Consider the following 23,583-nt stretch of genomic DNA (forward strand, 5'->3'; position numbering starts at 1 on the left):
AAGCTTACTAAACTGAACGAAGCCTGGCGGGATGTTCTGTAGCACTTAGGAGGAATGAACGCCTTATTTCCCGTATTATCGCAAGCCACGATTTTTAAGTTCGGTATTAACTATTTTGGCTTTGGCTTTGACTTTCGTAAGTATGAAGCCATCGCTGCTATTTCGTCTAACAACTCCAGGCATGTGCCTAACTTGGCTATTAAAATTTATCAATTCCATTCGCAGTTCATTTACTGTCATTTTCTGAACTCTCAACCGATAAAGCTTCTTATCTTCTTGGGTTTTAATAAAGCCTCTGATTGTTATGACTGCTATTACAATCATGAATAACGCAAATAGCGCTTCCATCTCTTATGGTTTAGCTATTAAATTGATATCGGTTTCAAAAGGTACAGAAACGGATTGCCATTCATTTAGTGAATAAGTTACCTCTGAAATTCTACCGAAACTCTTTGTGATGGTCAATGTTGTACCCCCGTCTCCTAGATATTCGCCACTGGGGAACAACCTTAAAACAACAGGCTTTTGTCCGGCAATAGTTAGTTTCAACGACTTCTCATAGAATACTAAACTAAGTTCTTTACCCAGCATTCGTTCGGCGACTTTACTATATCTATCATCAGGCTTAACCTGAACATCCGTTATTTTTAAGGTATTCGTATTACAAGAAAATAGTATCACACTGAAAAGTATAAGAGTGATGTGATTTAAGTGTTTCATGCTATGCGGTTTTATATTTGGTTACTTAATTATCGGAAAGACTATTTTAGTAAAATACTGCAATGCGATGTAGTCTGAAAGTGATTCCGTCACCCAATCCGGGTAAACCTCTACAGAGTAGGAAGTTGTTGAATTACCCAAGTCTTTAAACACAGGTTTAGCAAACCCTCTTGTCAAAGTCATGTCGATGATTAGTGTATCTTGCGGGTCGATGAATCCGGGAACATCACAGGAAATTTCGAATTGGTGACGAATTGTGATTGGGGTACTTGCCTGCACTTCTAAAGCTATGGCTTGCGAGTATGCGGGATTGGATTTAGTTAGAGCATACTCCGCTGTCATAACATTGCCAAATGCAGTTTGTGAAGTTAGTTGAGCGGCATCACCGGTGTTAACAGCATTTACTTTAATAAGTACGTCTTTATTGAACTGGTCTAATGATAGCAAATTATTTTGCTTGGTTATAGATAAATACCCTTTCCAGGGCCAGCTTTGATTGGCAGCTTTATAAAGAACTGTGCCGCTGGTTAATGAGACTCTTGAGGGCATTACGTTCGAATCTCTATCGAAGTCCATCGTTAAGTTTTCACCTATGATAGTAACTTTATTAATTCCGGAACCTCCACTGACTGTCGCTATAGCAGCATTAAAGACTTTCTTATTGCAATCAGCATTAGGATTAAAGGTAGAATATTCGACAATAAGTGATTTATCGACTGCCCCCGCATGAATAAATTTAGCATCAATAGCAGCGTTGAGTGGCGTTTGAGGTTGTGCTGGTTGCGTTCCTGACTTCTTACAGGATGCAATTGTTGCCCCGGCGAGTGCGAGGATTAGGAATCTTTTGAACATAAGGTTAATGAATTAAGTTAAGGCACCGATTAGTCCTTATCGGTAGGTTATAAAACACAATAAGCGCAAGGACTGAGCCAGTCCGCGTCTTAAAGGTACCGCAAAGAACCCGACAACAACAAACCAGTCAGCACCTCACGCTTATTTGCGTGGGTGTTGAACTAATTTGTTCTCGTTGTCTAATTAAATTTGCGGTTTCTTAAGACAAGAACAATAAGCTTAACACTTATATCTTTATATGTAATGTTCCTTTATGTATTCAAATAGCTTGATTTTAGTTTTAAATTACAGAAACGAAATTAACAATTAATAGCAAACAAATAAGGTCCGTGGTTGCCCTTATTTGTTTTATCAAAGAGAAGTTGTTACTGCTCAAACTCACTCATCCTCCTTTTGAAGTAATCGTATGCGCTCGAACAAAATTTAATGTCCAAACAGTTCTCAATCATTATCTTAGTGTTAGCTTGCATCGTATGTTTAAAAGCTAATCGGAGTAAAGCATTACTGCTTAACCCACTTCCTTGCTGGTAAGCTTCCTTACCAATAATTAGCAACATTGAGTACTCGCCATTAACACGGGTGATTAACAAGGAACAAAACGAACAAACAAACTCCCTAACGAGGTTTGTGTAATTTAACTGGTGAGAGTGTTGAAACTCAACATATTCTTGTTTCTCTTTAGAAATATGATTGTGTAACATGGCCCTCAAATCCTTTGCGGTGTTGCTGTAGGCATTAAGAATTTCGTGGTTACGTGAGTCATGCGGATTAGTAATTGTGGCAGCATGGGCTTTATTCTGCTTGGGTTTACGTGTTTTTACTTCTGACATGGTAGTGGGTTTAAATTAATAAATGAGTTAAATGAAAACTGCCTGGCGAGTTCGCCAGGCAGTTGAGTTGTTAAATAAGTAAATCCTCTATGCCGGTCGTAGGTGGCTCAATTAATAAAGAAGTATTCAGTGTTTCCCCCTCTAATAGTCGACCGGTCCAATAATCATAATGATTGACTTTCTCGGTGTTCACCTGTAAGCAACCTTCAATATTATATTGTGTGGTTTCCCACATTGTTGCGCGGTAAGCTGCCCTTAAAAGCTGGTCGTAGTTATATCCACCAATCCACTTCTTAATTTCATAATCAGTGTCAAGTTCAATTATTCGGCAATCCTTATAAATTGATAATCGTAGACTGCACATGATGCAGACGAATTCGAAAACTACGTTATGAGTGGATTGCTCTTCGATTGGGGTGTAGCTGACTAAATAACGCCTAGCTTCTTCATGGGTGAGTCGGGAAAGCAAATAGCGGATGTCCTTGTTGATTCCGTTGTAAACTCGGGAGATTTCAAGGTTCTTTGCATTAAGGTCATTTGAGGGAGTTAATTTAACAATTTGAAGCGCCGAACTTTCATAATTCGGCGCTTCCAGAAACTTGATGATTTCCTGGTTCATGATAAAGGATAGCCTAAGCCTCTTTCTTTAGTAATTCGACTGTTACCTTTTTGCAGCCAGCAAAACCTTTATCAAGCAAGTCTTTAGCCTCCTTGTAATCCTCGGTTCTGAACATGCACACATTAAGCGAATCTTCGATGTTCACTTCTGTTGCCGATGCAGCTGTATTTTTAAAAATAACTCTGGTCAGTATTGTGTCCAAGTAGTTCCCTACTTGCTGTTTGAAGTTAAAGTTCTTGGCATAGTAGATAGAGCATTCACCTGTATGGCCCTCGAACCGTAGGTGAATTAGTGGAGAGTAGAAGCCATAATTGTTGCTGTAGCCTGTGCTTGAGTAATCTACCTCTAAGTATGTACGTAAGTACTCACTGGAGTAAAGTGGAATCAGCTGTTTAATCTCTGATAAGATGGCGAAGAACGCTTTCTTTACAGCTTCATTTTTAGCTTTAAGAGTTTCTTCTGCTGTTGCCTCCGTGGATGGTGTTACTACTGTTGTTTTCATTTTAATGAATTTTAATGGTTAAGAAATAATGATATGTTGGGATGGAAAAGTGGGTGGTTGGATAAGTGGGTGGGGTTCACTTATGAGCGAGGTTGAAAAGCTGCTTTTTACCTGTGGGTGGCAAGCAATAGGTGTTGTTTTAGTAAAACAGCTGAACCGGTAGCTCCTCGATAACTTGTCGTTGAATGAAAATCGTTTGTTCTACAGCCTAACGAATTCCATGAGCACGGGGATTTTCAAATCGATGGGCACTATGGATTAGTGATTTAGCCTGTGGGAAACGATTTTCAATCAAGCTTATGGGGAGGTACTATCGTGGTATACCCGGGGGACATGTAGCTCACAGTGAATTTTTAAAATGAAAATAAATTTGGTAATGAAAAAGCCTTGGCTTATTCGGCCAAGGCTGGGTAAAGACACTATTTTAGATAGGGGTATAAGGAGAGCATTTCCAGAAAACTTGTCTTATCACACAAATTTCGACCGTAATATCCGGCGACCTTTAACCTCTCTACCGTCGTGTGTCCAACCCAATGTAGTTCGTGGGGAAATATCAAAGTAGTGTGCTAATAACTTGACGCTTGGCCGTAATCGCAAACCGTGCCTTTTAATGCCATAGTCGAGTATTTTAATAATTTTGTTTGTTGAATAACTATTTCCTACCCTAAAAGCACGCTTTAATAAAGTGATAAATTGAAAACTATTTTTATCTACTTCTTGCTTTTTATCTTCTACAGCATTATTAATCAATGCCGGCTTAAATTCCAGTTCAGCCATTTTATCGTAACCTAATAATCTATATGCCTCGCATATTGCAGGGAACAACTTCTGAAGCTCACTTTTAACTAAATAAGCACTGAAGTTATATTGGTGCGATTTCAAGTCAATGTTGCTTAATGATTCTGCTACCGCTTGATAAACGGCTTTTAAGGATATACCCGATTTCAGTTTATTATTTTTAATATCATCAAGCGAATATTCTTCCGGCTGAAAGTTTATTGTAAAGCGCTTTGTGATTTCGTATGCATGTCTTAACGTTTCTGCGGTGTGATAATATCCATTTACTCGATTAATATGGATTTCATTATCTACCATATAGTAGTTTTTATTCCCGTTGTTCTGATTGATAAATCGGGCAAATTCAACAAGCTTTAAACACTCGTCTAAGGTGTCCCTTGCGCCCTGAGTTGTCGCAGATGTTCTTAACAATTTTATGGTATTATATGCGGACTCACACCCATCCAAATAGCTTAGTACCTGGTCTTTCGGTCTTGCAATAAGCGTTTCTTTTAGATTTGAGATATGTGTTACGTCTTTCACGCCGTTACGTAACCTGCCAACAATTTGAATAACCTCCGTATAAGGGTCGACCATTGAGTGCAATGCCTTTTGTAAATCTGAAATAATTAAGATATTGGGTTTAAAATCAACCTTTAAATCTACAGCCGAGAAGAACCTGCTTGAGAAGAAATTGTACTTTTTCAGTTTAGTAGCATCAAACATATCGCTAACGCACATAATATCATTAACTTTTAGTTTTATCTTACTTTCCCGTGCACAAAAGATATAGCTTTCACTCTTAATATCTAATGTTTTAATAACTGAGGCAATAGTCTCGGTTGAGTTTAAAAATATAAAGTAGTGGTCACTATGTTTAGTTTTAAAGTACTTCTTTAAAGATAACAAAATGTTATTAGTCGGTATCAAGTCGATAGGCATAGGTGTGTCAAAATTAGGCTTGATATAATAAGGTTTAAACTTATTAAGAGTAAACCTCGGGTCGGATGGCATTATGGGGGTTGCAGAAATGAAAGCACTATTTTTAAAAATAAAGAAGTCATCCATAGGCAATATAATATTCGGCCTGTAACTAACGTCTTGTATGGTTCGCTCGCACTCGTCGAAAAGCAGAAAAAAGTCATTATATAAATCCATCCCTACTTCTTCAATCGCATCTTTCACTTTCTGGTACGATTCAGGCGTAACCAATATCTTTTTGTATTCAACATCAGAATTGAGATAATCTATTACGTCCTCTTTATAAATACCCTCTGACACCCCAAATATTTCTTTTGTGCGCTTGCCAACAATTACAGGCACATTAGGCTCAATAAGAATACTATTCCGTTTGCAGATGGTAGCATCTGCTTCTAAAGTTGAGGCACCTATTCCAGTTAAGGTTTTAAAAATGATTGATTTTGACGGTAATTTATCCAGTAAATCACTTAGATACTGGCCTTTAGATATGTAAATTGTTTGTGGCTTTTTCATGTTATTATGGCAATAAAAGTCCTATAGGCATTATTAAGCCTTTTCGGATTGATTAAGAATTTGATTGATAATAAAAAGGGGGCAGGTGCGCCCCCTTTTCTTAGTTAGGAATTTGTTTCCTGTGCTTCAAGAAACAATTGGTTTATGTCAAAATCAGGAACAATAAGACCTAATTGATAATGCTTAACAAATGTGTCAAGTTCTCCAGCCATAACCACCTTAAACTCTTGCCTTGATTGTGCAAGTGCGAAGATTAGCCACATATATTTATTACCGTATTTGTCGGTTCTGATATATGGTAAGCTGTTTAACTTTTGCTTGTTTTGCATATATTCAAGCATAAGCTTGAAATTACGTCTTTCATTGTCCCGCAATGAAGTAAACCACGGTGTAAACGACTCCTTTTTAAAGTAACCGTCATTTTGGTCGGTACTAAAGAATAGACTTGCCTTTACTTTATTAGCACTTGTTCTATCTTTCGTTGCGAGTAAATCGCATATATCGATTTTGCCATCCTTGAGGCTATCGATTTCGGCTTGCTCTAAGCCGGTTTCCATTGTTTCTGACATTTATTTATGTCTTAAGTTGTAAATAACTCTGTTGATTAGCAAAGGGCGCGCGCTCCGTTGTACAACACAAAGGATGTGCACCTCCCCGTGTTGGTTCAACAAAATTAGATAGCTCCAGATATTTTGTTTCAGAAACGAAATGTTCGTAGGTGAGTTTGTTCTGCCAACTTAATGGCGATTATTTATATAAGGTGTCTCTTATCTTTTCCCTGTAGTTCTTAATATGGTCACCATCAACTTCTATTTTCGGAGTTACCAATCCCAAAACTTCAAACACATCATAAATTAATTCAAGCTGGCGCTTAGAGCCTAATCTGGCTCGTTGATTAATTAATAAGTTATTATCATTTAAAAATCTAATGAGAGTGTCGGCCCCTTTTAAAATGTAGTACTCTCGGTGGTCAATAACCTTTTTGTTATATTCATTTGCTATTGATTTAAGTTTTGAATTAGATGTTAGGGGATTGTTTAACAACTCTAACAAGGGAATGCCGGCTACATCAGAACCGGAAAGTTGAAGCGAAGAAGTCATGGCATTCATTACGTTTTCTAATAATGGATGCATCCATTGTAAATTATTGAAAGTCGCTGTGGTGCCATCTTCTGATTTAATTATAATCTCAACATTATCAATGTTGCCGCGAGAAATTCGTTTTGCGGTAAAGAGGTTGGCTATATTGATTTTGCGGGCGTTATCGAGGTATAGATACTCCGGTGTGCAATCTAATCCCGCTTTTATATATAGCGCCATAAATAGTAAGTTATTGCAATTTATGGGGTCTATCAGTTTTTCCTTAAGAATTTGGCTTATTTGACTGAACTTTCGTTTCGCAACATTCAGCATTAAGTCATAATGATTTTGCCCCTCCTTATATAAGGGTTGTAGCTTTATTTCATTTATAGTAATAAGTTCATCTTCGCTGAAACTAAACTCAATTTGACAGATGTCTTCATCAATTATATGAAAGACCAAGTTTTCAAAGTCTGTTTTAACGTAATCTAGTGCCTTCTTTTCAATTCTTATATAACCCATTCGCTACTGATATTAAAATAAAGGTAAATTAAAAATCCCGCCCCTCTGAATAGGAGCAGGATTTAAGTATCAAGCATCAAACATTTTATTCTCCCAACTTTCAATTACTCCCTTTTCAAATTCATCGAGGTAGGTCTGCGTCTGCTCTTGTGTGGCGTGGCCTAAGGCCTCGGTTATATAACTTGTATTAGCGCCCGAGCGTTTTAAACCTGTCGCGTAACTATGTCGCCCCACGTTTGTCGTAAGCTTCAAATTAGGCTCATCTATTAATTTAGCTAGCTTTTTAAGGTTATCGTTTACGGCTTTAATAGCAGTTTTCTTGCGAGTATATTGCTGTTTAAGGGTTTTGTGAATTAGTGGGTTAAGTATCGGGAAGACGTAGCCACCTGTAATTTGATAACGACTTTTAAAATATTGCAATATAGGTTTATTGTAATCATTTAAAGGGATTTCAAATTTACCTCTCGTCTTCTTACGGGTATAAGATATATGAGTTTCCGATATATCTTTCCATGTAAGATAAGTCATATCTACAAAATTCATCCCTCTTGTATAATAGCTAAACAAGAACATTTGTTGGGCTAAATGCTTACCCGAATCCTCTTTTAAAACGAGGGCTTTAAGCTTGCTGATTTTGTCCAGTGCAATAGCTATCTTCTTTGTTTTGCTATCAAGGCGTTTGTTAATGCTGTATTTCTTTTCTCCAAATGGGTAGGCCTCTCGTTTGAAAAACTTGTCCTCAATAGCCTGGTTAATCACTCTCTGTAAGTTGCGCATTTTTACACTAATAGTAGTGTCCTTATTCCCACGCTCGTTACGCATCCAATATTCAAAGCTTTCAAGAAAACGGATATTTACATCGGAAAGCAATGCATTTGGTTTGAACTTATGTAAAATGCGTTGAACTTCGAGATATAGGCCTGATAAACCCACTCTGCCTTGTTCATCTAAGATGTTAATCTGTAGAGTATAATAATCTTGTAGAGATGTAATTACAGTTACTTCTTTATGCTTCAAATCTGATTCAAACAATTCAAAGTCAAAAGCAATTTGCTGTTCATCGTAACGTTTCAGTATCGCCCGGGCTTCAGATAGCTTGGTTTCAAGAATTACATTAGCTTCTTTATAAAGGCTATAACTCTTTCTGAATTTCCCCAATCCGTTATCCTCTGCTTGTGCTGGTTTCCAATGTACTAGGCTGCATCTAAATTTAATAGACTGATTGGTTAATAAACTGTTAATTGTAAAATATTTTCTTTTGTAATCGTGAGTCACCCTTAAAGTAACGGGATGTTCGTCATTAGAAAGCTTTTTAGTGTTGTTTAAAATGATAGCTACATTGGCCATAAATTTGGTTGTTGTAGCTTAGAATTTGGGAGTACAAACAGGAGTACAAATACTGTTTAAATCGTTGACTTATTCAGTATGTTTAAGATGTAAAAAGTGTTCAGATTGCTATTTAAGGCTGTTTTTACGATAACTTGGAAAGCACCCCATGCTGGCGCGATACCGGGCTACGCTACATCCCGAAAGGGCTACAAATATATATTATCCGGTAGAAATTCCTAAAAAATCATTTAAATCTTTGCGGGTGCCTGTTTTTAATATTTGACCGTTTGTGTCAATTCAAAAATATCAAAATTTTAACATTTATAGGGGACAGACAAAACCTGAATTGACATTTATGACTTCGTGCGATTTATGGAGCGATGTTGAGACTTGCGTATAATTAATTTTGAATTACAAATTCAACCATGCTGCTATAAGCACAACGAACGGCTTTCCCTCCTCTACGAGCTGGTTTCCATCTACCAGAACTCTGAAGAAGTCTAAGAGCTTCTTTGTCTAAATCTGGATCAATTCCTCGAGCTATTTTAAGGTTAGTAAGGCGGCCATCCCTTTCAACTACAAATGACATTATGACTCTGCCCTGGGTACTTTCCTTTTTTGCTTTTTCAGGATACTTAAGGTTCGCTTGTACAAATTTATTCCAATCCGTATAGCTTTCGCCAAACATTGGTACAACCTCAACACTTGTGTAGATACGATTTGTGTCAATAGGAGGTTCATTTACTGGCTCGTCTATGATAACATCCCGGTCTATTCTCTTTTGTCCGTGATGAACGTATTCGTAAAACTCTTCGCTTTGAATCGATTGTGATACATTTTCGTCATAGATTGATTTGTTTTTATTCCAATCTTGTATGTTTCGTTCAGATAAATCAAAGGTAGCTTGATCGATTTTAATATATAGTGTATTCAGGTCAGGATTTACCTTAATGAAATATTTATGCTTATCAACGCGGTAATACAGCGTCAACATTACGGGTACGTCCGGAAAGTGAAATGTGAAATGACCTTTAGCATCTGTTGTGCTACCGATACCAGTTCCTGCGAAGAGTAAAGTACAATCACCAACAGGTTGATTGCTTTTGTCCACTACTGTGCCAATGATAGTTCGGAATTTATAAACGTGACGCTGTTGAGCGACAGCCAAAAGGCTGCTTAGCAACATCAACAGAGCTATGTGATACTTCATGAGTTTAAGTTTGATCAAAGATATAATATGATTAGGAATATGCAATTTTCTTATCTTATAGCCGCAGTTCAAATCCTGAATTGAGATTTCCAACTTTCCAGTTTTGCATGCGACATTGCCCTTGTATAGGAGATTACAAACTTTAAGGAAATATTGGAAGCTAGTTAAGATATGCATTTAATAGGTTCGTGATTCCATTTGGTTCTATTCCAGATACAAATGACGCCAAACGCCCAAAATCCACGAATAAATCAGGGTTGGCTAAAAGCAATGAAAGGTATCAGAAGCAAGAACTTTTACTACGAGTGAATATACAAGTGGCGTTGATAGTTCATTCTTTTACCCTCCCATGATAATCACCCCTTCCACTGCAAACATTTCTATCGTATATTTGTAAGGTAAACTTATTAGTTTGCTTTACTATTAAATGAACAATCAAACAAACATCCAATTTGCATCCGACTTGAGGACAGCAACAACAAGGCTGATAAAAAAACTCCGCAAGGAATCGCCAACCGGGTTACAGCTATCGTTAACCGAGCGGTCGACCATGGCGCAGCTTTATCAAAACAAAAGCATGTTGCCCAGCGAGCTGGCGGCTAATGAGATGATTACCAACCAATCCATGTCGCAGGTTTTAAATCATTTGTTTGAGCTTGGGTATATTGTGCGTGTGGCCTCGGAGACGGATAAACGCAAAGTAAATGTTTCGCTATCCGAACACGGGGAGCACACTTTGCTGCAATTCCGGCATGAGCGGGATGAATGGCTGGCGGCAGCTATAACGGTTGTGTGTTCGCCGGAAGAACAGGCGGCGCTGAAGGTGGCGATAGGGGCGCTGGTGAAGATTGTGGGACACACTCAGGGCGTCATTGAGGAACGATCCGCCAGCTGGCGGACTGCACATGCAAATCAATGAAGCAAAAGCATTTTGTTGACCTATCAGCCGCGTTTTGGTCACCCCAATTATCCGGGTTAGTGAATGTCCTAAGTAGAGGTTGCTTCGTTCCTCGCAATGACGAGCTAATTAACTCGCAATGAAATGGTTATAAGATTAACGGGGGAGAGATATAATTAATGACAACAGAAACACTAACATCATTCAGACTATTCAGGGCTTTTAAGAGTCGCAATTACAGTTTATATTTTGCCGGGCAGTCGGTTTCGTTGATCGGCACGTGGATGCAGCGGACGGCGGTTAGTTGGGTTATCTATTCGCTAACACATTCAACCTTGATGCTGGGGGTAACGCTTTTCGCCAGCCTTTTTCCTTCTTTTTTATTTTCGCTGATAGGCGGCGTGGTGAGCGACCGCTATAACCGTTACAAGGTATTGCTTATTACACAAATCGCCTCGCTGGCGCAGGCGGGACTGCTGGCCATATTGATATTGCTTAACCATTACCAGGTTTGGGAAATCATCGGCCTCAGCGTTTTGTTGGGGATCATTAATGCCTTTGATGTGCCGGCCCGGCAGTCGCTGGTTTATGAGATGGTCGACGATAAAAAAGATTTGCCTAATGCGCTGGCATTAAATTCGTCGATGGTAAACTTGTCGCGCATTGTTGGCCCGGCGCTGGCCGGTTTGGTGCTGGAAGGGTTGGGCGATGGTATTTGTTTTTTACTAAATGCGCTAAGTTTCGTAGCGGTAATTGCATCGTTGTTAATGATGCGGTTGGCCAAATTCATTAAGAAAGAGCACAAAAAAGACGTTTTCGGCGAGTTAAAAGAAGGTTTTGCTTATATAAAACGTACGCCCTCGATTGCTTTTGTACTGGTGATGCTTGCCCTGGTGGGCCTGATGGTTTTGCCGTTTAACACACTGATTGCCTATTATGCAAAAGACGTATTTAAAGGTACAGCATCAACATTCGGTGTAATTGACAGTTTTATCGGGCTGGGTGCATTTTCGGGGGGCATCTTCCTGGCATCGCAAAAGGCGGGGGCTAATCTTAAAAAAATATTGTTTATCAATACGCTGGTGTTTGGCACCGGGCTTATTTTGTTTTCGCACGCGCACATTTACGGGCTTGCCCTGGCTTTTGCCACAATAGCCGGCTTTGGGATGATGTCGCAAATTACGGTGAGTAGTACCCTGATACAAACTACCGTGGAGCCCGATATGCGGGGCCGGGTTATCAGCTTTTATGTGATGGCGTTTTTTGGGATGCAACCGCTCGGTGGATTGCTGGTGGGTGTCGTTTCCAAATGGATTGGCCCTGCCGACACCCTGATGTGCGAAGGCATAGCCGCATTACTGATCGGTCTGCTGCACTGGCGCTATTTACGCCGCGAGAAACTTAAACATGCCGCGGATTTAGTGTTGAAGAAAGAGGAAAATCAGTTGCAAGCCGTTTAATTATCCGCCGCATTAAAATCTGACACTACAATACAGCCCCGGGCGCTCTTTCTAATTATTATCAGGGGGTTATGACACCTGCATCAATCTTTAATTGTGAGGCATCGTTGACGTATATTGCGGGCTTGCCTTTATAATCTACAATTTTACCGGAAAGGCATACACTGCGGCCCTTAAAGTCGCGCTCGGGGTGCCAATTGAATTTGGGGTTTTCGGGCCCTTTTACCAGTGCCGTTAAATATTGACCAGTTTCGCTGCCCAGGTAAAGCAGTGTAACGTTTTCGCCTTTTACCACCGCGGTGGCGTAAACTTTATCACATATCATCAAAGTTTCGCCCGAATGCTTTAAGGCATCTTTAGCGGCAATCTTTTTTTGTGCCGAACAGCTAAATGCGAGCAATATAAAAGCGGGGATCAAGACTAACGATTTCATTAGATAAAGTTACTAAAATGAATGTACACCTATAAACGCTGTTTGGTAAAAAGAATTGTTTTCGAAGATGCCAAATAAAAAAGCCGCCCTATGTTTAAAACAAGGCGGCTTTTCTATTTAAATGAAGCTTACTTCTGAGTTTTCACAAGTGTCGAATCTTTTTTCTTGCTTGTTGAATCCTTCTTCATTGGTTTGGTTTTCTTTTTCTTTGATGTGTCAGTTTGCATTGTGTTTGTTTTGCTTACTGTTGCATGTGCATATACACTTCCGAATGAGATTGCTGCTAAAGCAATCATACTAATTAGTTTTTTCATGGGTTTTTTCAATTTAGTGATAACAGTATATACATAACGGTGCCAAACGGCTGAATTGCCGCCAATTGCCTGATTGTTATATTGTTATATATTCTGCATTAAAAACGATGTGTGGAGTTTCGCCACAATCTGGCGATGTTTTCACCAAAAAATGGAGGAATAATGTCTGTTTGCTCAATTTGTCCCGGGCGGCGTGACAAGCCTTGGAAGGGCATAGGTGCGCTGGTTCCGTAAAAAGCGGCGCAGGTTGGCGCGTATCATAGCTACAAATTCGTACTCAGTGGCTGTCTTGGTGGTATAAAATCCCGGGCGGTAGCGCGTCATAAACGCCGTAAGCTTATCATCTGCCAGGCCGGTAATATGGCCCACGTAGGTGCGGTTAAAACGGTAGTCGATGGTGTTTTGCTCAAAGTCGGTCTCGATGGTGTTGCGCAGACGCTCGGCATTGCGGCCGCTTTTACTGATGGAGTTCCACAAAGCGTCGATGCTTAACCCCGCGCCACTACCCGGCGATGTGCTCAAAAAATCACCGTATGCAAGTGAGCCATAGGCCTTGCTGAATTGCTGTTTGGTGGCTATCAGCCTGCGCTCAGGACTAAACGCAGTATCGTGTATGGTTACCTCGCGCAGGCGTATGGCCTGAGGCGCCATGTAAATGGCCAGTGGGGTGTTGTCTTTAATTTTAACGGTATCGGGGTGGTACTCGGCGCGGGCAAAAACGAGCTGGTCGCCGGCCTGGGCCGCTATAGTAAATTCGCCTTTTAAATTGTCATACGCAACTATGCCTGTGGTGATGTTATGGACGCTTACGGTTGCAATGCGGTCGTGGCTCTCTTTATCGAAAACAATACCCGAAACCGTTTTTCCATCGCCTGGCACAGCAACCGCAGCTGCTTTATCCTGCGAAAAACATTTGCCTGCAATTATTAAAAAGAAAAAAATTAAACCCCATTTCATTTGCGACACTAAAACTACAGCTTTCAGCTAATCTTACGGATACTATTTAACAATAATTAACAGCATTTCGACGAATTTGGCAGGGGGCTTAAAAAACAATATCGAATGATGAAGCATAGCCACCATTCGATATTCAAGATTTATTGTTTGTTTAAAAAACCTCTCTTCGTTGTTTTAATGCGCTTCCTTACCGCGTCACCACAATCTTCTGACCAACTTTTACAGTATTACCCGCAATATTGTTAATCGATTTCAGGCTGTCGACAGCTATCCCAAAACGTTTGGAAATGTTGTATAGTGTGTCGCCGGGTTTTATAACGTATGTTTTAGTGGTTATTGGCGGATTTTGGATCGAGTCTTTCGCGGCCTTATCTTCTTTTTTGTCGATAGTCGTGAACACGCGGTCTACCCTTTTAATTTTAGCTACTTCGCTATCGGGGCTATCGTACTGGTCAAGGTTATATTTTTCGATGATATTAATCAGCATCTGAGGGTATTTAGGGTTGGTGGCATAGCCGCCTTTTTTAAGCCCATAAGCCCAGCCTTTATAATCGTTTTTATCAAGCTCAAATAAATGTGCGTAATTTTTCTTCTGTAGAAAAAGGGAGTGATCGCGGAAAGAGTCTTCCGGTTTATCGTACACACGGAAAGGATCGTTGGCGTTATCATCATCCTTGTAATACACTTTACCCGTCCAGGTTGGCGATGTTTTGATGCCGAAATGGTTATTGGCAATACGGGCCAGCGTGCCATTACCGCTGCCCGACTCAAACAAGCCCTGCGCCAATGTTATACTTGCGGGTATGCCGTACTGGTTCATCTCCCGTATGGCGATGTCCTTATATCTTTCAATATATTGTACTGATGTTTGCGGCTTGAAATCAGCCGCTGCGGCCGCGCCACGCTCTTTTTGAATACTCCGGTTATTTTTACGGGCAGCCCTGTCATTAACGGAACCTTTACGTGCCGAACAACCCGTTGCAAAAAATAACCCTATAAATAAATATACGATTTTCCTCATCTCAATAATAAATCAATATCAAGGGCCTGGTTTGTCCGGGCCCTAATTATGCCTTATAACGGAGTTTGTGGTAAGTAGGTTGCATTAAGCAGCAAAAACCGGTGTTTTTTACCTGTTTTGTGCTATTTCGGCCTGGTTTGACTGATTTTCAGCCGCATCCGGGTTTTCGTCGAAATTATAAAGATGGTATTTTTTGATGATGCCCATTACCTGCGATGCCCAGGTATGACTGCTGCAATAGCCGCGTTTTTGAATACCACGCGCCCAGCCTGTATAATCTGTATGGGTAAATTTAGCGGCCAGGCCACTAAACTCGCTGCGCTCGGTCATGATGCGGGCGAAATCCTGGAAGGAATCATATACCGATTGGTAGCGTTTATATTTTGTTTTTACAACCTTGTTATGTTTAACGAATGTTGCGCCGCCGCCGCCCTTTACCCCAAACTGGTTGTTAAGGTTTTGCGCCAGCGTGCTGTTGCCACAACCCGATTCGTGCATGGCAACTCCTAAAACTATGCTGGCCGGCACGCCGGTTTGGTGCATAATTTTTATGGCATCATCTTTAAACTGATCGATATACGATTTGGGGGTGTGTTTTTGCGCAACGGCCAATAGTGCTGAAGACAGCAACATTGTAACTAGTACGAGTTTCTTCATAATTTACTTTTTTCTGATGACCAGCAATCCATCACGCACGGGCAGAATCATTTTTTCTACACGGCTGTCTACGGAAATGCGGTCATTTAGTTCGCGGATGAGCGCTGTGTCGGCGTCATTATCTTCGCCATACACTTTCCCTTTCCACAAAACATTATCAATTATTATTAATCCTCCGGACCTTACTTTGTTAAATACAAGTTGAAAATATGTATAATTATTCTTTTTATCGGCATCAATAAACACCAAATCCCATTTTTTAACGTCTAAAGCGGGAATTATTGCGGTGGCATCGCCAAAATGCTGTTTTATTTTTTTGCTAACATTTGTTAACTTAAAGTGTGAATTGAGCATCGGCTCCAATTCGCGGTTAACTTCTATAGTATGGATAACGCCGTCTTCGGTTAAGCCTTCGGCCAGGCAAATGGTAGCATACCCGGTAAATGTGCCGACCTCCAAAATTGATTCCGGCTGCACCATTTTACTCAAAAAACTAAGTACCCGCCCCTGGTAATGGCCCGATAGCATATGCGGCCGCAACACCTTTAAATAAGTCTCGCGGTTGATAACCTGCAGCGCTTCCGGCTCGGGCTCGCAGTGGTTATCGAGGTACGTTTGGAGGGCGGGATCCAAAATTTCCATGGCGCAAAAATAGGAAATTTATTTTTAATGGGAATTTATCGTCAATCCAATTCCTGCTAAATAGCTATATATTAATATATTGCGATCAAAAAAGCCATTAAAACATTCGCCGGTTCATATAGGATTGTAGTAGTATCACGGCTGATATCGTATCCACCAACTCCTTATTTTGCCGGTGTTTTTTGTTCATTCCGCTTTGGGCAATAGTGGCTGATGCCATTTTTGAGGTAAACCGTTCGTCGAGCATTTCGACGGGTATTTCGGGAAAGGTTTTGTTGAGCAGGTTTACAAAACCTTTTACGTGTATGGCCGATTGGGAAGGGGTATTATCCATCTGCTTGGGTTCCCCTACAATAAAGCGTTCAACCTGTTCGGTTTGGAGGTATTTTTTCAGGTAGTCGATAATATGCATAGGGTGCACGGTGTCAAGCCCTGTTGCTATGATCTGCATCGGGTCGGTAACGGCAATGCCGATACGTTTGGTACCGTAGTCGAAGGCCATTATTCTCATTTGGTTGGAGAGATTAGCGGTTGGAGGTTAGAGATTAGGCTGTACATGTGGCAAAGATAAACCGTTGATTTTTATGATTGGTGTTGATTGCTCCGATTTTTTTACCGTTGATTTCTTTGATTGCGTTGATTTCGCTGGCATGGTGGGCAGGAATTTATAAATGAAGAAACAACACAAAAGCCCCAACGGGGCACAATCCGTCAGCACAGGTCGCAGGCCTGTGCGATGCGAAAGGCCCCACATAACTTTTTTCTTCTTTTAAAATAAAATCTCCTAATTTCAATGATAATTATAAACAGGCCTTTCGTCCATCTTTCCATTCCGCCTGCATTACCGATATAAAACCAATTATCCCGATGAAACCCTATATAGTTGTAGTGGGAAGCTCAAATACCGACATGGTTGTTAAAGCCGCGCGTTTGCCGGCGCCCGGCGAAACCGTTTTAGGCGGCACCTTTATGATGAATGCTGGCGGCAAAGGCGCCAACCAGGCCGTCGCAGCAGCACGGCTTGGCGGCAATGTTATATTTATCGCCAAAACAGGCGAAGACATTTTTGGGAAACAGGCAATTGAATTATTCAAGCAGGAAGGCATAGACACAAGTTTTATTATCCCCGATGCTGAAAACCCATCGGGTGTGGCGCTGATAACGGTTGACGCTAACGGCGAGAACTGTATCGTGGTGGCATCGGGTGCCAATGCCGCCTTAAAACCGGCCGATCTGCAACCTGCAGAACATATTATTGAAAATGCCAGCCTGGTATTGGTACAGCTCGAAATCCCCCTGGAAACAGTTGAATATGTTGTAAACCAGGCAGCAGCAAAAAATGTAAACGTAGTCCTCAACCCGGCCCCGGCATGCTTTCTGTCTGACGATCTGCTGCGCAATATTTCTATCATCACCCCAAACGAAACCGAGGCCACTTTACTTACCGGCATTAAAGTTACCAGTCGCGAAAGCGCGGAAGCTGCAGCCAGGGAGCTTGCTGCAAAGGGCATCGAAATGGTTATTATTACTATGGGCGCCGAAGGGGCCTTGCTGCTGCACAATGGCGCGTGTGATTTTTTTGCTGCGCCGGTTTGCAAGGCCGTTGATACCACCGCTGCCGGCGACGTTTTTAGCGGGGCCCTGGTTGTAGCACTTTTTAACGGGCAAGGCATTTTGGATGCTGTGCCATTTGCCATCCGGGCTGCATCCATCTCCGTGTGCCGTATGGGGGCACAGGCTTCAGCACCGTACCTGCACGAATTAAACGGATTTTAAACCTAATTAATTACGATATGTTTATCATTTCAACCTATCCTGTAGCCGTAATATTTTGTGTCATCACCATGATTTGCTGGGGTTCCTGGGCCAACACCCAGAAAATTGCCGGCAAAAACTGGCGCTTCGAGCTGTTTTATTGGGACTATGTTATCGGCGTGGTGCTTTTTTCGCTGCTTTCGGCATTAACGCTGGGCAGCTATGGGCATGGCGGACGCAGCTTTTTAGCCGACTTAAAACATGCCGACAGCAGCAACCTGGTCAAAGCCTTAATAGGTGGCGTAATATTTAACGCGGCAAATATTTTATTATCGGCGGCCATTTCTATTGCGGGTATGGCGGTGGCCTTCCCCGTGGGTATTGGTATTGCGCTGGTGGTAGGTGTTGTGGTCAATTATGCATCGGCGCCGCAGGGAAACCTGCAGTATATTATTATCGGCATAGTTTTAATTATGGCCGCCATAATTGTAAACGCCGTTGCCTATCAAAAATCAAATAAAAGCAATAAAAAGCTCTCGTTCAAGGGGCTGCTGTTATCCGTATTGGCGGGGCTGCTGATGTCGTTGTTTTACCGGCTTATTGCGTCCTCAATGGACCTGTCGAATTTCGAGCAGCCAGCCGTTGGGAAAATGACGCCTTATACCGCGGTGTTTATTTTTTCGCTTGGCATATTTATCAGCAATTTTGTATTCAACAGCATCCTTATTTATAAACCGTTTGAAGGCGCCCCAACCAGCTATGGCGCCTGGTTTAAAGGCAAATTCACGCTGCATCTTACAGGCATACTCGGTGGACTAATCTGGGGTGTCGGTAATTCATTTAACCTGATTGCTGCCGGCAAAGCCGGGCCGGCCATATCATACGGCCTCGGCCAGGGCGCAACTATGGTGGCCGCTTTTTGGGGCGTTTTTATCTGGAAAGAATTTAAACAAAAAGACACTTCAACTAGCGGACCGATTACGGCGATGTTTCTGCTATTTATTGCAGGGTTGGGAATGTTGATCTATTCGGGGGTATAGCGGCACACGCCGAAAGCGTTCCATTTTTACACGCGGAACACCCGGAACGCTGTGAAACATGCTGATTATCAGCTGCTCCAGTTTTGCCGTAAGTGTAGTTAGCTGATGATAACCTGCGGACAAATACATCTACCCAAAACACCGCGGCAAAACTTATAAAATAAATCCCCTCCGGATTATGGTACCTTCGAATGACTATGCCTGGAGACTCTGTCTCCACAATTTTCCGCTGTGCCCCAGGCACGCTTCTGTGGGCCATTGGTTAAATTCAAGTTATCAATCACTACTTTTGATATTTGAACGGGTTTATGGAATCCGCATGTTAATTGCATCTGATAATAACAGCTGTTATTTATACTTAAAATGATGAAAAATTTAAAGGGTGCATTGAAGGTATCAGGCTTTCTTATATCGATATGGTTTTGTCCCGGCTTTACCGCCGGCTACGCACAGGCCCACAAGAAATTACCGCCCGACGTAACGGACCCTTGCGGGTGCCCGGTAATGATCTATACAAAGTCGCCGCCACCAAATTATACACCATTATCCGGGCACATTTCCTATGCTGAGTTTCAAAAGTTCAATCAATGGAAACTGCCAAACGGCGTTACAACCTTCAATTCACTTTCGGCCACGGGAGAATCGTATACAGGACACGGAGACGATTTTTTTGAGAGATTAAACATCATATCTTCAAGCGGGCCTATTAAGCTTGTTCATCCCGCAGGAACTTTCTCCCTTAACCTCACTCCCTGCGCAGATCAATATCACAGTTACGTTTTGCCTGTTTCTGTCGGCTGTAAGCCATCCTTTGCCGGTGAAATAAGGGACTTTGATTTTACAAAATTTGAAAACACCTCCCTGGGCTATGTACACCTGTATTTTCGAATGGCCTGGGTGTCACCCTATAAAATGATCCGTTCAGCATTTAAGCAATGGGCACAAAATTATGAGCTAAATGGCGTGAATGGGGCTATAACAAAAATCAACCTGGCCTACAACACCAGGATACCGCTGACTACAGAGAAAAACTACGCCGATTCGCTGATGATCTCGGCTGTTATAGATTCCGTGGTTTCAAAAAAGTTAAACCCCGAACAAGTTTTCAATACCGGCTTTGTCCTTTCTGAACCGGGTGTACATTCGCCAACCTACGATGAAAAATACCACATCGAAATACTCTTTCAACCATATGCCCCTTACAGGGCTGCCGAGTTATTTAATATACGGAAATTTCTTCCCGATTACACTGTCGAGCTTGAAACCAGGCAGGCTTTAGTAGAAATATCATCAAAAATTCTGTCCCCGGCTATCCGTTCGAAAGAAGGCCAGGCGCCATACACTAACATTAATATAGAAATGTGTTCGGCATTTTTCAATAACGAATCGATGATAAGGATCGATTGTGAATCTGACGCTTGCCTGCCTTCTTCTGTTATTACAGGTACAAATATTACTGTCGACTTTGATCATGCTTTTTTATATTCCGAACAACTTAATACCATGCCCGGTTGGGATTGCGTTCCGTACGAGGAATTTGCCAGGGACACAAACGCTTACAAGGCGTATCCGCCAAAAAAGTGGGAATTGTACGATACTCTGTTCACCCATTTCACCGGCCTTGTGATACGCAATGCAACCTTCAGGATGCCGTATGGCAAAACCCGGCTCGTATTTAAAGGCCATGATGTCATCATTAACAATCGTGTAATAGCCGGCCATCTCGACATCGACCTTGATCTAAAGACAAAAGCAAAGCCGTTTTACAAAAGGCCAACGGAAGGACACGTATCGTCCACGTATCTGAATTATTAACGGCGCTGAATAAGGAAGGGTTGAACAACCTGGTTACTAAAACTGATCAAAAACAGTTACATGTATACTTCAAGAAAACACCTGGCTAATCTTCTTTAAGGATTCATCCCCCGCTCCTGCAAGCGTTTTTCCTCTTCGCTTCCGCCTCGATTTATCAGGGTAGCTCGCTGACAGGTAACAAAGCGACAACTATCGCTTGACCTCAATTACCGAGATTATTGTCGCTGCCAGGTTTTCGGAGCAGGCCCGACAAAATTTTTATTGATAAACCTGAGATTGCTAATATGATAAATAGCGGGAACCAACTATTTCATCCATGGATTTATTGAGTTTATAAGTTAATCCATTTACCTTGATCCGGTGACCGTTACAAACTACCAGTCGCTCATCTTTGTCGGTATAAGTTATTTTTAATAAATATGTGGTCTTGAACACAGCCGGATCTAGTTCTCCTTTATTTAGTTCTCTCATCATCTTTCCTATTTCGTTCTGATCTGAAACAATTTTAAAACTTGAAACATGGTTAAAAGTCTGAATTTCAACGGTTTTAATATTATCTGATGGAATTACCTTTGACTGCCTAACACATCCTGAAATTATGTTAATAATTAACGCCGATATAAAAATTGATTTTCCTTTCATGCTTTCATGACAATTTGCTTAATTTACTATCTTTTCTGCCTTTTTTTGCGTCATACCGCCCCCAGCTCCCGCAGCGTTTTCATTTCTCTGCCGCCGCAAGGCTCCAGACTTGTGGCCCGCTGACAGGTAACCAGGCGACAACTATCGCTTTACCTCAATTACGGGAATCCCTGTCGCTGCCTGGTTTTCGGAGTAGGCCGGACAAAATTTTTATTGATAAACCTGAGATTGCTAATACGATAAATAGCGGGATAACAATTGCATAATCCCCGATCTTTACTTGCAATATTTCGTAAAAGAAATATACGAAAGAGATCAATATAAAAGAAATGAGCAAGATTAACACATTTCTTAGGGCGGGTCTGCCTTTACACTGAAATATTATTAATAAGGTTCCTGTCAATGAATAAAGCCCGATCAAAATTAAATACAGTACATTCTCCGCATCCTTTAAACTTATAGAATGTCCGGACGCCCCGAATAATATTATCAGAAAGAAGGCAAATAAGTACAAAAGTATACTGAGTATATAAATGGTCTTTTTCATCCGCTACTTTTTTTTCGTTTAAGAATGTAGTCGTTATACTCTGCTCCCGCAAGCGTTTTTCCTTTTCGCTGCCGCCCCGATTTATCGGGGTGCCCCGCTGACACGTAACCAAGCGACAAGTATCCAACCAGCCATCCAACAACAAATAAAAGTACAAATTTCCATCACTAACCACCTACTTTAAGGGGCAAAACGTAGCTGTTTCAACATTAAGCGCCGCATCGGTTAGCTGCACCTTCACCCATCCGCTCATCTGCCCACTGTAAAAATCTCGCGCCTCACATCTCAAATCTCATATCTAATAGCTAATTTGCACCGATGCAGTTTAAGCAAATAGTTGGTCAGGATGCTATAAAGCAGCGCCTGGTTACTTCGGTTAAGGAGAACCGGGTAAGCCATGCACAGTTGTTTTTGGGGCCGGGCGGGAGCGGGAGTTTGCCGCTGGCAGTGGCGTATGCGCAATATTTATCGTGCGAGGACAAGCTGGCCGACGATTCGTGCGGCGAATGTTCATCGTGCCGTAAATACCAGAAACTGATGCACCCCGATCTGCATTTTTCGTACCCTTTCTTCGCCAAACATAAAGAGGATACAGCCATTACTTTTATTGAGCAATGGCGCGATGCATTTTTGGCCAACCCTTATTTAAGCCTCGACGCCTGGCGCGGCTATTTGGATGCCGAAAATAAACAGGCCAACATCAATATTGCCGAGTGCCACCAGATCATCAAAAAACTGAGCTTTAAGCCGTTTGAGTCGCCCTATAAAATTTTGATTTTATGGCTGCCGGAATACCTTGATAAATCGGGCAATGCGCTGTTGAAGATCATAGAAGAACCGCAGCCCAACACGCTGTTTATATTGGTGGCCCAAAACCAGGACCAGATTTTAAATACCATTTTAAGTCGCACACAGCTGATAAAAATTCCACCATTGGAATTTGAAGATATAAAAAAACACCTGATAACGCAGCACAACCAAACGGTGGAAGCCGCTACCGAAATTGCCTACCTGGCCGAGGGCAGCCTTACCGAGGCGCTGAACATGTTGCAATACGATAACAAGGGCTACCACGAACAATTTGTGCAGTGGCTGCGCCTGTGTTTTGCCAACAAGGGGCTGGAGGTGATGAGCTTTGTCGACGTTGCCGCCAAGATGGGCCGCGAAAACCAGAAGAACTTTTTGCGCTATGGTATAAACTTTTTGCGCGAGTGTTGTTTATTACTTTCAGGAGCGGGTAGCCTGGTGCATTTACCGGCTGGTGAGCTGGAAACGGCACAAAAAATGGCCAACGTGATGATTGTTGAAGAGGCAGAGGCCATAGTTGCCGAGCTTGAAAAGGCCCATTATCATGTTGAACGAAATGGTAACCCTAAAATTTTATTTTTAGATGTATCTTTACAGATTATAAAAATACTTAGCTTTAAAATTATCCGCCAGGGGCGGTCTCAATATATGCCGAATTAA

General features: G+C 41.6%; 25 protein-coding genes. 6 read left to right on the forward strand and 19 right to left on the reverse strand.

The genetic code is table 11. The annotated features are described in order from the left end of the window. Positions 1-75: 75 nt before the first annotated feature. From Q0R52_RS12810 to Q0R52_RS12860, 11 genes are all read right to left on the reverse strand, one after another. Positions 76-348 (reverse strand): hypothetical protein, encoded by a 273-nt coding sequence (locus Q0R52_RS12810; RefSeq protein WP_295795066.1) that lies wholly within the window; start codon positions 346-348, stop codon positions 76-78. A 3-nt stretch (positions 349-351) separates the two neighbouring features. Beyond that, positions 352-720, reverse strand: coding sequence for a hypothetical protein (locus tag Q0R52_RS12815; protein ID WP_295795067.1), 369 nt, complete (start codon positions 718-720; stop codon positions 352-354). Positions 721-741: 21 nt separating this feature from the next. Further along, entirely contained in the window at positions 742-1,572 is an 831-nt protein-coding gene (locus Q0R52_RS12820; RefSeq protein ID WP_295795068.1) for a hypothetical protein, read from the reverse strand. Between the two features lie 365 nt (positions 1,573-1,937). After that, positions 1,938-2,402: a hypothetical protein gene (locus Q0R52_RS12825; protein ID WP_295795069.1), complete on the reverse strand. Its 465-nt coding sequence runs from the start codon at positions 2,400-2,402 to the stop codon at positions 1,938-1,940. 70 nt (positions 2,403-2,472) lie between these two features. Continuing rightward, entirely contained in the window at positions 2,473-3,021 is a 549-nt protein-coding gene (locus tag Q0R52_RS12830) for a hypothetical protein (RefSeq protein WP_295795070.1), read from the reverse strand. Between the two features lie 13 nt (positions 3,022-3,034). Next, on the reverse strand, positions 3,035-3,523 hold the full coding sequence (locus Q0R52_RS12835; RefSeq protein WP_295795071.1) for a hypothetical protein: 489 nt from the start codon (positions 3,521-3,523) through the stop codon (positions 3,035-3,037). Between the two features lie 468 nt (positions 3,524-3,991). Next, positions 3,992-5,794, reverse strand: coding sequence for a hypothetical protein (locus Q0R52_RS12840; protein ID WP_295795072.1), 1,803 nt, complete (start codon positions 5,792-5,794; stop codon positions 3,992-3,994). 104 nt (positions 5,795-5,898) lie between these two features. Further along, positions 5,899-6,351 carry a hypothetical protein gene (locus tag Q0R52_RS12845; RefSeq protein ID WP_295795073.1) on the reverse strand — a complete coding sequence of 151 codons (453 nt, stop codon included), beginning with the start codon at positions 6,349-6,351 and terminating at the stop codon, positions 5,899-5,901. 190 nt (positions 6,352-6,541) lie between these two features. Next, a complete protein-coding gene (locus Q0R52_RS12850; RefSeq protein WP_295795074.1) occupies positions 6,542-7,396 on the reverse strand; it encodes a hypothetical protein in 855 nt (284 codons plus the stop codon). 69 nt (positions 7,397-7,465) lie between these two features. Beyond that, positions 7,466-8,743 (reverse strand): site-specific integrase, encoded by a 1,278-nt coding sequence (locus Q0R52_RS12855; protein WP_295795075.1) that lies wholly within the window; start codon positions 8,741-8,743, stop codon positions 7,466-7,468. A 382-nt stretch (positions 8,744-9,125) separates the two neighbouring features. Continuing rightward, positions 9,126-9,935 (reverse strand): TonB family protein, encoded by an 810-nt coding sequence (locus Q0R52_RS12860; protein WP_295795076.1) that lies wholly within the window; start codon positions 9,933-9,935, stop codon positions 9,126-9,128. 427 nt (positions 9,936-10,362) lie between these two features. Here Q0R52_RS12860 and Q0R52_RS12865 point away from each other — a divergent pair, with 427 nt between their 5' ends. Both Q0R52_RS12865 and Q0R52_RS12870 read left to right on the forward strand, forming a co-directional pair. Then, positions 10,363-10,854 carry a MarR family transcriptional regulator gene (locus Q0R52_RS12865; protein WP_295795077.1) on the forward strand — a complete coding sequence of 164 codons (492 nt, stop codon included), beginning with the start codon at positions 10,363-10,365 and terminating at the stop codon, positions 10,852-10,854. A gap of 158 nt (positions 10,855-11,012) precedes the next feature. After that, positions 11,013-12,293, forward strand: coding sequence for an MFS transporter (locus tag Q0R52_RS12870; RefSeq protein WP_295795078.1), 1,281 nt, complete (start codon positions 11,013-11,015; stop codon positions 12,291-12,293). Between the two features lie 61 nt (positions 12,294-12,354). Here the strand turns inward: Q0R52_RS12870 and Q0R52_RS12875 are convergent, their stop codons facing one another. The 7 genes from Q0R52_RS12875 to ruvX form a co-directional block, all read right to left on the reverse strand. Beyond that, positions 12,355-12,726 (reverse strand): hypothetical protein, encoded by a 372-nt coding sequence (locus Q0R52_RS12875; RefSeq protein WP_295795079.1) that lies wholly within the window; start codon positions 12,724-12,726, stop codon positions 12,355-12,357. 128 nt (positions 12,727-12,854) lie between these two features. Next, positions 12,855-13,040: a hypothetical protein gene (locus Q0R52_RS12880; RefSeq protein WP_252793408.1), complete on the reverse strand. Its 186-nt coding sequence runs from the start codon at positions 13,038-13,040 to the stop codon at positions 12,855-12,857. 174 nt (positions 13,041-13,214) lie between these two features. Next, entirely contained in the window at positions 13,215-13,997 is a 783-nt protein-coding gene (locus tag Q0R52_RS12885) for a hypothetical protein (RefSeq protein WP_295795080.1), read from the reverse strand. A 187-nt stretch (positions 13,998-14,184) separates the two neighbouring features. Continuing rightward, positions 14,185-15,018, reverse strand: coding sequence for a glucosaminidase domain-containing protein (locus Q0R52_RS12890; RefSeq protein WP_295795081.1), 834 nt, complete (start codon positions 15,016-15,018; stop codon positions 14,185-14,187). A gap of 108 nt (positions 15,019-15,126) precedes the next feature. Next, positions 15,127-15,675, reverse strand: a complete 549-nt coding sequence (locus Q0R52_RS12895; protein WP_295795082.1) for a glucosaminidase domain-containing protein — start codon at positions 15,673-15,675, stop codon at positions 15,127-15,129. Between the two features lie 3 nt (positions 15,676-15,678). Next, positions 15,679-16,317 (reverse strand): O-methyltransferase, encoded by a 639-nt coding sequence (locus Q0R52_RS12900; protein WP_295795083.1) that lies wholly within the window; start codon positions 16,315-16,317, stop codon positions 15,679-15,681. 97 nt (positions 16,318-16,414) lie between these two features. Then, the gene (ruvX, locus tag Q0R52_RS12905; protein WP_295795084.1) at positions 16,415-16,828 is read right to left on the reverse strand and encodes a Holliday junction resolvase RuvX; all 414 of its coding nucleotides are present in this window, start codon (positions 16,826-16,828) and stop codon (positions 16,415-16,417) included. 356 nt (positions 16,829-17,184) lie between these two features. Here ruvX and rbsK point away from each other — a divergent pair, with 356 nt between their 5' ends. The 3 genes from rbsK to Q0R52_RS12920 all read left to right on the forward strand — a co-directional run bounded on the left by rbsK (position 17,185) and on the right by Q0R52_RS12920 (position 20,927). Further along, positions 17,185-18,093, forward strand: a complete 909-nt coding sequence (rbsK, locus tag Q0R52_RS12910; RefSeq protein WP_295795085.1) for a ribokinase — start codon at positions 17,185-17,187, stop codon at positions 18,091-18,093. 17 nt (positions 18,094-18,110) lie between these two features. Further along, the gene (locus Q0R52_RS12915; protein WP_295795086.1) at positions 18,111-19,112 is read left to right on the forward strand and encodes a GRP family sugar transporter; all 1,002 of its coding nucleotides are present in this window, start codon (positions 18,111-18,113) and stop codon (positions 19,110-19,112) included. A gap of 363 nt (positions 19,113-19,475) precedes the next feature. Beyond that, the gene (locus Q0R52_RS12920; protein WP_295795087.1) at positions 19,476-20,927 is read left to right on the forward strand and encodes a hypothetical protein; all 1,452 of its coding nucleotides are present in this window, start codon (positions 19,476-19,478) and stop codon (positions 20,925-20,927) included. 279 nt (positions 20,928-21,206) lie between these two features. Here Q0R52_RS12920 and Q0R52_RS12925 read toward each other — a convergent pair whose 3' ends face one another. Further along, positions 21,207-21,569: a hypothetical protein gene (locus Q0R52_RS12925; RefSeq protein WP_295795088.1), complete on the reverse strand. Its 363-nt coding sequence runs from the start codon at positions 21,567-21,569 to the stop codon at positions 21,207-21,209. An 865-nt stretch (positions 21,570-22,434) separates the two neighbouring features. Between Q0R52_RS12925 and Q0R52_RS12930 the strand changes: the two genes are divergently transcribed. Further along, positions 22,435-23,583, forward strand: coding sequence for a hypothetical protein (locus Q0R52_RS12930; RefSeq protein ID WP_295795089.1), 1,149 nt, complete (start codon positions 22,435-22,437; stop codon positions 23,581-23,583).

Source organism: Mucilaginibacter sp. (assembly GCF_025359345.1).
GTDB lineage: Bacteria > Bacteroidota > Bacteroidia > Sphingobacteriales > Sphingobacteriaceae > Mucilaginibacter.